The sequence below is a fragment of the Alloacidobacterium sp. genome (genome assembly GCF_035631355.1).
In the GTDB taxonomy this organism is placed as follows: domain Bacteria; phylum Acidobacteriota; class Terriglobia; order Terriglobales; family Acidobacteriaceae; genus Alloacidobacterium.
The window spans coordinates 65,728-76,522 of sequence record NZ_DASQIX010000035.1 but is presented as its reverse complement, the minus strand read 5'-3'; the positions used below and the strand labels follow the sequence as shown (position 1 = coordinate 76,522).

Here is a 10,795-nt window from a genome sequence, read left to right as displayed (position 1 = left end):
CAACCTTCGGTAAATAGCTCATCAATACTCCTTGTCAGCGGACAAAATGCACTTCGCTGCCCGCAAGCAAGAATATCCTATCCTCCTTACCTGGCCTGAGTTCACAACTTTTTGCAATTTGTTGCTTGTTTGTGACAAATCGCCCCGTCTGCTGTCCTATTCTCCAATCCAGTTGTCAGGGGTATCTTTCAGAAAGCGCTTATGGAACTGCACTTTCGAGACTGGTCTGAGCGGCCGCGAACCATTGTCCTGATGCTGGCAGTGATTCTGCCTGCTGCTGCCCTGATCCTGTTCGGAGTAATCCATCTCAGGTCCATACAGCGCGACAAGGCGATTGAGGCCGCCATTGAAAGAGAGTATCAGCAGGTCCTGGCCATTGCCGAAAAGCAGATTGATCAGCGTGCTTATGACATGGCGGAAGAAGCCGCGGCAAAATTTCCAGGCGCCAACAACTCAGAGGACATCGATTCATTCCTGACCGCGCATCCTGAAATGCCATATGCATTCCTGTGGACGGGAAAAGGCAGTCTTGAATTCCGGTCTCAGCCGGGTCGGATGCACGATCGCCAGTTCTGCGCTGAGAGCCAGGCGGTCTCTTCGGATTTCATGAGTTGGATGGACATCGAGGCGCCGACTTACATAGCAAGGCTGAAAAAAATTGAGGCGCATACCGGGAGACATGTTTATATGACAGACCATTCGGTCACCCGGGGCGACAAGATGCAATATCAGTCTCTGGTGCTCTTTCTTCCCCGCAGCACTGGGCCTGATGATCCTGCTCTTGCAGGCTTCATCTACGACACGGACTATCTGAAAAATACGTTCTTCCCGCAGGCGCTGAATGATCTGCTACCCGAACAGAGTGAAGGCGACACGTCTCATCCCCAGAAGGGGTTCATGGTCCATACGGAGAAAGACGATTACCCCTTCGCAACTTCTGCCTACTGGGACGGCGGAACTCCTGAAGTCGAGCGGCCATTTGAAAATGTCTTTCCCGGCCTAATTCTCGGAATCAAGCTGCGCGGCACCACGATTGCCGACATCAGCGCCCACTGGATACGGACCAACTTCCTCATTCTGGCCGCGCTCTCGCTGCTCATGGGCGCGGGAATGGTTCTAACCTACCGTAACGTCGCGCGCGAACTGGCACTAGCCAAGCTGAAATCTGATTTCGTCTCCAATGTCTCCCACGAGTTGCGCACGCCGCTCGCGCTCATCCGCCTCTATGCCGAAACACTGGAGCTAGGACGCATCTCCAACACAGGAAAACAGCAGGAGTATTATGAGATCATCCGCAAGGAAAGCGAGCGGCTGACCTCGCTCATCAACAACATTCTCGATTTCTCCCGCATTGAATCTGGCAAGAAGGAATACACCTTCCGCGAAACGAATGTGGCCGACCTGGTGCGGACCACGCTCGAATCCTACCGCTTTGAAATCGAGCAGAATGGCTTCCAGTTCGAGCAGAAAATTGACGACGTGCCGCTGCTGTATGTGGACCGCGAGGCGATTGCCCGCTCCCTGCTGAACCTAGTGAACAATGCGGTGAAATACTCGGCGAACGAAAAATATCTCCTTGTCCGGCTCTATCGCCACAACGACGGCGTCAACCTTGAAGTTGTTGACCACGGAATTGGGATTCCGGCCAAAGATCATCTGAAAATTTTCGAGAAGTTTTACCGCGTGGGTGACCCACTGGTGCATAACACCAAAGGCAGTGGATTGGGGCTCTCGCTGGTAGGACACATCGTAAAGGCCCACGGTGGCGAAGTAGCAGTGGAAAGCGTGCCTGGAAAAGGCAGCAAATTTACTATCACTTTGCCGCTGGTCGGCCAGGAGTGAATGGGGTGTTGATATGAAACAACAAGAGAAAACAAAAACGGCTGACGTATCCAAGCCGGCCCGGATTCTGGTCGTCGAGGACGAGCCCAACATGGTGGCCGGCCTGCGCGACAACTTTGAGTTTGAAGGCTACGAAGTCCTTACCGCGCGTGATGGCGTCGAAGGACTGGAGCGCGCGTTGCAGGACTCTCCGGATCTCGTCGTTCTCGACGTCATGATGCCGCGTATGAGCGGTCTGGAAGTATGCCGCCAGCTTCGTGCCAAACGCGCATCCATTCCTATCATCATGCTGACTGCCCGCGGTCAGGAAGTGGACAAGGTAGTCGGCCTCGAACTCGGCGCCGACGATTACGTCACCAAGCCGTTCTCGATTCGCGAACTGCTGGCCCGGGTGAAAGCCATCCTGCGCCGCAGCGCCGCTGTTCCCAAACAGCAGGAACAGCATTCTTTCGGCGATGTGGAAGTCGACCTCCATCGTCGCCGCGTGCTTAAGTCAGGCAAGGCCCTGGACATCTCGTCAAAAGAATTCGAGCTGCTGCAGTACTTCATCTGTCATTCCGGTGAAACTCTGAGCCGGGACCGCCTGCTCGAGGAAGTCTGGGGATACGAAAATTACCCAACCACGCGAACGGTAGATACGCATCTCGTCCGTCTGCGTCAAAAACTTGAGCCCGATCCTGAGCAACCACAGTATTTCCTCACCGTACACGGAACCGGTTACCGGTTCGTTGGTTAGAGCAATAGCAAACACCGGAATGAGGTGGACTTTGAGTGGAGAAACAGTGCTTCCGGAAATGGATGCGAGGTGGAGTGTCAGCGAGAACCGGCGAAACCGCAACTTCTCCTCAACGCCATTGCAGCCGTTGGAAATTCGTCTTCAGAACGAGCTGGATTCGCTCCGCCAGGAGAAGCTCGATCTTTATTCGCAGTTGTTTGAAGCCGGACAAATCCAGCGCAAACTGAGCGGCGCGCGCGAGCTGCGCCACGGCTGCCTTCAATTCGCCAGCGAGGTCTTTGCCGCGCGCTTTCTTTCCGGGGACTTCACCATGTTCCTGCAGCATGGCTCCAGAGTTCTTGCGGCGCACGGAGACATTGCCGGAAAAGGAATTCCAGCCGGGATGTGGTTCACGAACCTGGCTGGACTGTTGCAAAGTTATGGCTATCCGGATTCCGATCCGGCGGAAATCGCTTCGGAAGTGAATCGCCACCTGTGCTATTTGAGACCAGTCGCACCCTTTGCCACTGTATTTCTGGCGCAGGTTGATTGCGAGAGCGGCACTCTCACCTACTGCAATGCCGGCCATTTCCCACCAGTCCTGCTGCGCGGCGATGGGCAGGTAGAGTTGCTCGAATCCGGCGGCCCGCTGCTTGGCGCGATCGAAAGCGCAAAGTTCAGCTCCGCCGAGTTGATTCTTGGGCCCGGCGACACGCTTCTCGCATATTCCGACGGCGTTCTCGAATGCCGCAATGCCGCCGGAGAAGAGTTCGGCATGGAACGCCTAGCGGAGACTCTGCGTCTAACCCGGCAACCCTCACCTCGCGCCACCCTGATGGTGTTGCTGGCGGCACTGCAGGACTTCGCCAACGGCGGCCCCATCTGCGATGACGTCAGTCTCACGGTGATCCAGCGCAATACCCAACCATTGACACTGTCATCCTGACCCTGATTCGGCGCGATGTACAAGTATTGATGCTGTCATCCTGAGCAACGCGAAGGATCTGTTTTATCTTTGAGTGCGGCAATCTTGGGATGAAACGTAGATCCTTCCCTTCACTAGTTCCGGGCCAGGATGACACACCAATTTAACAGGAAGAATGATGAATAGAAGGTCGGATTTGGTGGAGCTAGTCGGGCTCGAACCGACGACCTCCTCGTTGCGAACGAGGCGCTCTCCCAGCTGAGCTATAGCCCCTTTTTCAGGCGGGAACCACTTCCTAAAGTTTAACAGCGCGTCGTGGATTCGCAAAGCCGCTCACGCCATCTCGGATGTTCGCGCAGCAGCTTTATGCACAGCAGCTTCAAGCGCATCCAGCAGGCTGCCAGATTGCTCCGCAGGCACCTGCCCCTGAGCCAGATCAGGCGAGCCGCCGCCGCGCAGGCCCCTGGCCGCAAGCGCTTCCTTCATCAGGTTTCCGGCGTGAAATTCCATATCGCCGCTGCGCGCCAGCACCACAAAAGCCAGCCCCTGCTGTTCTGACACAAGCAGCGCCACCGTCTGCGGGACAGAAGCTACGAGGCGCGACGCCAACAGCTTCACATAATCGGTGTCGCGGTCTGTGAAGACGCGCCGCACGAGCCGCAGATGATCGACAATCTGCTCTTCCACCGCCAGCTTGACCGCGTGATAAGTCGCAGCCTCTTCCCGAAGCTTATGCAGTTCTTTAGCGCTGGCTTTCGCATCCGCAACCAACCGCTCAATACCTGCTGGCACTTCAGAGCGCGGCGCCGAAAGAAACGAAGCGCTGCGCCTAAGGACTGAAAAATCCTGCCGCGCCGCAGCCACCGCTCGAAGACCGCAGGTAAACTCCACACGAACACCCTGCCGGACGCGTTCCACTCCGCGAACGAGCAGACCGCCAATCTGTCCGGTCGAACGGACATGTGTGCCGCCGCACGCGTTCAAATCACAATTGGCAATCTCGATCAGTCGTATTTCGCCATCGCGTTCCGGCAGCTTGCGCAGCGCGCCAGTAGCCAGCAATACCTCAGCCTCACTGCGATCAATCTTCCGCGCTGTTACCGCGCGGTCTTCCGCAATCAGCTCATTTGCGATACGCTCCACGCGCTCCAGGCTGTGTTGAGCAAGCGAGTTGACGGCAAGATCGATTGTCGATGATGTCTCGCCCAAGTGAAATGACACTGTAGGAGCCTGCAATTGCTGCACAAAGATCGCTGAGAGCAAATGCTGCCCGGAGTGCTGCTGCATATGGTCGAGCCGCCGCTGCCAGTCAATCTCACCCTTGACCTCAGTCCCGGCAAGAAGAGGCTTCAGCGTCTGGTGCCACACCTCGCCGTTCTCGTCTTCCTCGACAGCCGTCACCGGAACCTCCAGCACCGCTCCACTGCGGGAAATGGCAGTCAGAACACCGAGGTCATGCGGCTGTCCGCCGCTGGTTGGGTAAAAGGCAGTACTCTCCAGTGCCACCTGCCAGACAGACTGCCCATCGGAGCGTGAAAGCTCGCGGATATCGGTCACGCAGGAAGAAAAATTCCGCAAAAATGAATCGGAATAGTAGAGCCGTTCGGTCATGTTAAATATGCAAGTCGCTCAATTAAATAGTTTAACGAATTATTTATGACTAACCCGCCACGGTGCCGATCTGCCGAACAGCGTTTTATGTGAAAAATCTTGGTTTTTGTGGAGACTTTTCTAGAAAAACGGAGTTTGATAAATCAGGACGCAGTCTATGTTTTTCCGCCGTTGTAGCTACGTGTTGGCTTTTGCCCTGGCCTTTACCTGCGCTTCGGCCCGCGCGCAGCAGAGCGACGACTGGATTCCCCGCAACATGGACGCCGTCGGCCAGCACGCATCCTTCCGTACCGACTTTACCTTCGACCGCTCCATGTTGGCGCTGGCCAACAACTTCATCGAAGACGAGGACACACGCCGCGTCGTCGCCAAGCTCAACGGCATCTCTGTCCACTGCTACAAATTTTCTATGCCTGGCCTCTACGATCCCGGCAGTCTAGAGGCCGTCCGCCAACAGTACCGCGATCGTGGATGGAAGCATCTTGTCACCTCGGTCTCAAACCACGACCCGAGCAATCTGGGCAGAACTGACGTTTGGATACGTTTCGAACATGCCAATGTCGAAGGCGCAGTCGTCATGCTCGCCAGCCCTACCAACATCAATCTCATTGCTATCAATGGCACAGTCAGCCCACTCGATCTGCTGCACTTGCGCGGGCATTTCGGTATTCCCAGGTTTCAGGGCGGCCAACTGCAACAGACGCCTTAAGCCATAATCGAGGCATGTCCTCATCCAGCCCCAAACGTCCTGATGTTCCCCGCAACCTCAAGCCGTATTTTCTCTGCCTGCTCAAAAAAGGTCCACGCTGGAACATCACTGAAGGCAATGAAGACCTGATGCCGAAGTATCTCGCCTGGCTGCGCAGTGAAACCGAGGCCCGCCGCATCCTCTTCGCCGGTCCGGTAACTGACCGCGGCGACATCATCGGAATTGCGGTTCTCGCAGCTGACACTGCCGACGAGGCGTCAGCAATTGCTGATGCCAATCCTGGTATTGAATCCGGCCACTTCCTGGCCGAACTTCACCCATGTTTCCTGCCGGCGCTGGACGGCGTGAAGGTCGAATACTGAAGCAGCTCAATCAGCATTTTCCCAGGATTTGTCCGGATTGTACTCCGTCATGGCTGCGGCAAGCTTGGCTGTGTCCGGCCCAAGATCCTTTTGGTAGACAATCCCGTCCTGGTTCACGCAGAAAGTCATGACCCCGGAGTTGCGGTATTGCGCGGGATAAGCCACAAAGGCGAATCCGCGGGTAAGCTTGCCGTTCACCATGTAGTCGCGCGCACCGCCTTTGGCTGCAGGTCCTTGCTTCGTCAAAATGCGGTAGTAGTAGCCGTGGTATGGCGTTTGCTTGCCTTGCTGCACAGTGTAACCCTCGTTGGTTGCGGACACGAGCAGCGGTCCGATTGGACTCGGACCTTCTGCGCCGCTGGACTGCCAATACAATCCGTTGTGCTTGCCTTCATCGCTCAGGAACTTCAGCGCATAGTGCTTCGTTGTGTCGCCGTCGCGCGGCTCGGAAGCATAGTCATGTTGCGCGTCTACCAGACCATGCAGCGTATCGATTGCGTCGTTCTCATTCCTGCCTACTCGGCGATACAGGATTTCCTTCTTGCCCGCCTCGGAATCGAAATACCATGCGCCGCCGCTGTTCTTAACGATTGGAATAGGCAGTGGCCAGTTTTCTGCGCCAATGTAGAGAGTCGCGGTCTGATCAGGCTCGATAACGACGCGGTGCATCTGGTCATAGCGCTGGATGAAGTCTGTCCGCGCATTTTTGTCAGCAACTTCGTCTCCGGTGTGGATGATATCGTCGGTTCCCGAGCCAAGAATCTCATGCAATGCGCCGTTATCATTGGATTTGGCGGAGTTATAGAGAGCCAGAGCAGCCGCGCCTGGTGTTGCGAAGGTTTTCTCGCTGCCTTGTTGAGCCAAACACGAACAGGCGCTCAACAGAAAGCACAAGACAACAACATCTAATGTGATCCCGCGAGCGCGAGAAAGAAACGAAGTTCGGATTTGTTCCGTAGTCTGCATGAGAACCGTCTCCTGCACTGAAGTTCAAAATCACACTAGCTTGAAACTGTCAGCTACCTGCGCCCTCCGCGGTGAGGTTGCGGGCGCGAGGCATTGCCGCGATTTCCGCCGAAGTTTCCACCCTGCGGAGACCGATTTTCCGCCAGACTCTGCTGTCCGCGAGCGCTGTTGGTCCTGGCGTTGCCTCCTGGGCTGTAATTGCTGAAGGCGCCAGTATTGGTGCCCCGATCCGCTTGCTGCCCGTAGCCGCGCGCCGGATCACGTTGCTGCTGGTTGAAGTTGGGCCGATTCTGAGTTTGGTTGAGGTTCGCACGGCTCTGCGTGGGATTTGTGCCCGGGCGGTTTTGCTGATTCAGACCGCCACGATTCGCGTCATTCAGACCAGCTCGGTTCTGATTCTGATCGAATCTTGGCTGGCTGGCGCCACCCAACTGCTGGCGGTTGTTTTGCCCAGGATTGTTCCGATTGTTCTGAAACTGCTTCTGATCGTATTTCTGGTTGAAAGTCGGAGTACTGAAGTTCGAGTTGCGAGCGTTACTGTTGAAATTGTTGGCGCGGTAATTATTGTGATTGACGTTGTTGCGGTTGAAGTTCGCATTGTTGATGTTGTTCCGGTTGTAGTAGTTATTGCGGTTGACGAAAGTATTTGAATTGGAAATGTAGGTGTTGTGGTTGTAAACCACTGTCGAGTTATGCCACCCGCATCCCCATGAGTTATATCCCCATCCGCAGCATCCTCCGCTCATGGCTGCGCCAACCGCCATGCCAACGCCGAAGGAGATGAGGCTCGTTGCTACGAGATCGCCAGTGGAATAGCCGGGATACGCGGCAACGGGCGCGCCATATACGACTGTCGGATTGTAAGTCGGAACGTAGACTACATCCGGCTGAGACGGCTGAATCACAATCGTTTGCGCTGGAGGCTGCACGATAGTGGTTTGCGGCCCACTTGAAGCTACCTCTGGTGGAGGTGGTGCAGCACCGGGCGCTTGATTCTGAACAGATACGTTCTGTTGCGGTGTGTTCTTCAGGTTGCCGGCCGAGTATGCGCGCTCGCGCATCACCTGCACGGCATTCATCACGCTCTGCGGAACGTTCACGTATGCGTCACCGAGCGCCGATGTCCAGGACAGATTGGAAGACATCTGTTTCAGCACGTCGGGAAATTGTGTCAGGCCCTTGACGCTCGCGTCCCAGGTCTGCTGGTTGACAGCCTGCATCAACTGCTCGCCCTTGAGATTCGAGTTCTGCTGAAGCCACTGGTATGCCGCCGTAATCTGATCCGGGAAAGTGGAACCAGCCAACACCTGCGCCAGAAGATTATCGGGGAAGAGCGCAATCGGCGCGACAAGCTGATAAAGCTGGTCCGCGGTCGGCGTGGCATTCGTAGCGGCCGGCCCCTGCTGAGACTGATTCGGCGCAGACCCCTGCTTATTGCAGCCGTCCAGGCCGATGGTGCTGATGGTTAAACTCGCACACAGAAGAATAGACAACGCCTCTTGCCAAGTGGGCATGGATGAACTCCTGCCTGACGGCGACCAGCGAATCGGAAAGTGCGTTTTTCGCATTCCGAGGTAGTCGGCGCAATTTTACGCCCCTGCAAGACCATGAAATAGGAATGCTGGCAGGTTGAAAACTGGCAAATGTGACAGGTTCAGATTAAGATTTGCGATTTCACAGACTGTCTATAAGGAGCGTTTGGTTCTTAGACCAACCTTGGTACTAGTGCGACTTATACTGAATGGTCATCCCGACCCGTGCGAAGCGCAGCGGAAGGAATTGCAGGTATAGTCGCTACACTATTCCTAATCCGCTTATATCGTCTATGGAAGAAAAGAGGCGCGCGTTAACGCGCGCCATGCCTCTCTACAAATCTTCCGGCATAGCACTGTGCCAGAAAATCCTACCGCAGAATTAGAAACAACTTATAACGAATTCATATTCAACAGGAACTCATTGTTGTTTCGGGTCTTGCGCAGGTTGTCGACGAGAAGCTCCATTGCTTCAACCGGCGACAGCGGGTTAAGCACTTTGCGCAGCACCCAGATGCGGCTCAGGTCTTCCTTAGGGATGAGCAGTTCTTCCTTGCGCGTGCCCGAGCGCAGGATGTCGATGGCCGGAAAAACACGCTTGTCTACCAATTTGCGGTCAAGGATGATTTCCATGTTGCCCGTTCCCTTGAATTCTTCAAAGATCACTTCGTCCATGCGTGAGCCGGTATCGACGAGCGCGGTTGCGATGATGGTCAGCGAGCCGCCTTCTTCGATATTGCGGGCCGCGCCGAAGAAGCGCTTCGGCCGCTGCAGGGCGTTGGAATCGACGCCGCCCGAGAGGACTTTGCCTGATGGCGGAACGATAGTGTTGTAGGCGCGGGCGAGTCGCGTGATGGAGTCAAGCAGGATGACTACGTCGCGCTTGTGCTCGACCAGCCGCTTCGCCTTCTCGATGACCATTTCGGCCACCTGGACGTGACGGGCTGCCGGCTCGTCGAACGTCGAGCTGATGACTTCGCCCTTTACGGACCGCTGCATGTCAGTGACTTCTTCCGGGCGCTCGTCAATGAGCAGGACGATGAGGACGACTTCAGGATGGTTCGAGGTAATCGAGTTGGCGATGGCCTGCAGCAGCATGGTCTTGCCGGTACGTGGCGGGGCGACGATCAATCCGCGCTGACCTTTGCCGACAGGCGTGAGCAGGTCCATGACGCGGCCGCTGATGTTCTCGCGGACGGTTTCGCTCTTCAGACGTTCCTGCGGGTAAAGCGGCGTGAGGTTATCGAAAAGAATCTTGTTGCGCGTCTCTTCCGGCGACTCGAAGTTGATGGCCTCGATCTTGACCAGCGCAAAGTATTTCTCGCCTTCGTGTGGCGGGCGAACGTTGCCGCTGATGGTGTCGCCGGTCTTGAGGTCGAATTTGCGAATCTGTGACGGTGAAACGTAAATGTCATCCGGGCCGGGTAGGTAGTTGTAGTCCGGCGAGCGCAGGAAGCCGTAGCCGTCAGGCAGGATTTCGAGCACGCCTTCGGCGAAGATGTGGCCTTCTTTTTCGCTTTGCGCCTGCAGAATCTTGAAGATAAGGTCCTGCTTGCGGAGGCCGCTGGCCCCGGGAATTTCGAGCTGGCGCGCAATTTTGCTCAGTTCTGTGATGTTTTTTTCTTTCAGTTCGGAGATGGTCATTGTCACCTGCGGTGGGTAGGTTGTTGTGGGAGGTGTTTCTAAATGGAAGGAATCTCTTGATGTGGCAGAATGCGTCAGTTAAACGGTGGAAAGGAAGGCCACAGCAGGCCGCGCTTATGCTGCGCGGCGCTGCTGTTCAACCTTTGCCTTCTCCTCAACAAGCGGAGTTGCTGCTACAGGGTTCTGGTGGCGGAAGCGAACCATGACATCATTGGTGGTGTCCTGCACGCGCGTGTTCGGCTTATGCAGTTTACGGGTCGCTTTGGAAGCCAGTTGGCACAGCTGGTAGCGATTGGAAACGTGGGTCAGAGCCCCAAAGATCAGATCAGAACGCATAGTATTTCTCCTTCATATTCAGACAATTCCACGACCCGTCGCTTTAAATCCGGCAGTGGATCGTCGGCAAGTCGAAACACCCTTTGTCTGCAAGGGCTGAATTTCGTTTCGCTTCCTTTGGAAACTTCATTACTTAAGACGCATTTGCATGCG

The 10,795-nt window shown here is 55.6% G+C and carries 10 protein-coding genes and 1 tRNA gene; 5 read left to right on the top strand and 6 right to left on the bottom strand.

From position 1 onward, the window contains the following. Positions 1 to 201 precede the first annotated feature (201 nt). The 3 genes from VEV40_RS06435 to VEV40_RS06425 are packed head-to-tail and all read left to right on the top strand — an operon-like array spanning position 202 to position 3,503. Positions 202 to 1,842, top strand: a complete 1,641-nt coding sequence (locus VEV40_RS06435) for a HAMP domain-containing sensor histidine kinase (protein WP_324830973.1) — start codon at positions 202 to 204, stop codon at positions 1,840 to 1,842. 13 nt (positions 1,843 to 1,855) lie between these two features. Then, positions 1,856 to 2,578, top strand: coding sequence for a response regulator transcription factor (locus VEV40_RS06430; RefSeq protein ID WP_324830972.1), 723 nt, complete (start codon positions 1,856 to 1,858; stop codon positions 2,576 to 2,578). A gap of 19 nt (positions 2,579 to 2,597) precedes the next feature. Next, positions 2,598 to 3,503 (top strand): PP2C family protein-serine/threonine phosphatase, encoded by a 906-nt coding sequence (locus VEV40_RS06425; RefSeq protein WP_324830971.1) that lies wholly within the window; start codon positions 2,598 to 2,600, stop codon positions 3,501 to 3,503. A 176-nt stretch (positions 3,504 to 3,679) separates the two neighbouring features. On the opposite strand, the gene VEV40_RS06420 is transcribed toward VEV40_RS06425, so the two are convergent. Together VEV40_RS06420 and VEV40_RS06415 are read right to left on the bottom strand one after the other, a co-directional pair. Further along, positions 3,680 to 3,755: transfer RNA gene (locus VEV40_RS06420), tRNA-Ala, on the bottom strand. 60 nt (positions 3,756 to 3,815) lie between these two features. Beyond that, on the bottom strand, positions 3,816 to 5,093 hold the full coding sequence (locus VEV40_RS06415; RefSeq protein WP_324830970.1) for an alanyl-tRNA editing protein: 1,278 nt from the start codon (positions 5,091 to 5,093) through the stop codon (positions 3,816 to 3,818). 181 nt (positions 5,094 to 5,274) lie between these two features. Between VEV40_RS06415 and VEV40_RS06410 the strand changes: the two genes are divergently transcribed. Together VEV40_RS06410 and VEV40_RS06405 are read left to right on the top strand one after the other, a co-directional pair. Then, entirely contained in the window at positions 5,275 to 5,802 is a 528-nt protein-coding gene (locus tag VEV40_RS06410; RefSeq protein ID WP_324830969.1) for a hypothetical protein, read from the top strand. Between the two features lie 14 nt (positions 5,803 to 5,816). Next, entirely contained in the window at positions 5,817 to 6,164 is a 348-nt protein-coding gene (locus VEV40_RS06405; RefSeq protein WP_324830967.1) for a YciI family protein, read from the top strand. A gap of 6 nt (positions 6,165 to 6,170) precedes the next feature. On the opposite strand, the gene VEV40_RS06400 is transcribed toward VEV40_RS06405, so the two are convergent. The 4 genes from VEV40_RS06400 to VEV40_RS06385 all read right to left on the bottom strand — a co-directional run bounded on the left by VEV40_RS06400 (position 6,171) and on the right by VEV40_RS06385 (position 10,642). Next, entirely contained in the window at positions 6,171 to 7,028 is an 858-nt protein-coding gene (locus VEV40_RS06400; protein WP_324830966.1) for a DUF2950 domain-containing protein, read from the bottom strand. A 155-nt stretch (positions 7,029 to 7,183) separates the two neighbouring features. Beyond that, on the bottom strand, positions 7,184 to 8,644 hold the full coding sequence (locus VEV40_RS06395) for a DUF3300 domain-containing protein (protein WP_324830965.1): 1,461 nt from the start codon (positions 8,642 to 8,644) through the stop codon (positions 7,184 to 7,186). Positions 8,645 to 9,055: 411 nt separating this feature from the next. Continuing rightward, a complete protein-coding gene (rho, locus tag VEV40_RS06390; RefSeq protein WP_324830964.1) occupies positions 9,056 to 10,306 on the bottom strand; it encodes a transcription termination factor Rho in 1,251 nt (416 codons plus the stop codon). Positions 10,307 to 10,420: 114 nt separating this feature from the next. Beyond that, positions 10,421 to 10,642 (bottom strand): DNA-directed RNA polymerase subunit omega, encoded by a 222-nt coding sequence (locus VEV40_RS06385; RefSeq protein ID WP_324830962.1) that lies wholly within the window; start codon positions 10,640 to 10,642, stop codon positions 10,421 to 10,423. Positions 10,643 to 10,795 lie beyond the last annotated feature (153 nt).

Bases quoted from the DNA above. Each gene is read 5' to 3' on its own strand.
- VEV40_RS06435 (WP_324830973.1), top strand. From the start codon at position 202: ATGGAACTGCACTTTCGAGACTGGTCTGAGCGGCCGCGAACCATTGTC.
- VEV40_RS06430 (WP_324830972.1), top strand. From the start codon at position 1,856: ATGAAACAACAAGAGAAAACAAAAACGGCTGACGTATCCAAGCCGGCC.
- VEV40_RS06425 (WP_324830971.1), top strand. From the start codon at position 2,598: ATGAGGTGGACTTTGAGTGGAGAAACAGTGCTTCCGGAAATGGATGCG.
- VEV40_RS06415 (WP_324830970.1), bottom strand. From the start codon at position 5,093: ATGACCGAACGGCTCTACTATTCCGATTCATTTTTGCGGAATTTTTCT.
- VEV40_RS06405 (WP_324830967.1), top strand. From the start codon at position 5,817: ATGTCCTCATCCAGCCCCAAACGTCCTGATGTTCCCCGCAACCTCAAG.
- VEV40_RS06395 (WP_324830965.1), bottom strand. From the start codon at position 8,644: ATGCCCACTTGGCAAGAGGCGTTGTCTATTCTTCTGTGTGCGAGTTTA.
- rho (WP_324830964.1), bottom strand. From the start codon at position 10,306: ATGACCATCTCCGAACTGAAAGAAAAAAACATCACAGAACTGAGCAAA.
- VEV40_RS06385 (WP_324830962.1), bottom strand. From the start codon at position 10,642: ATGCGTTCTGATCTGATCTTTGGGGCTCTGACCCACGTTTCCAATCGC.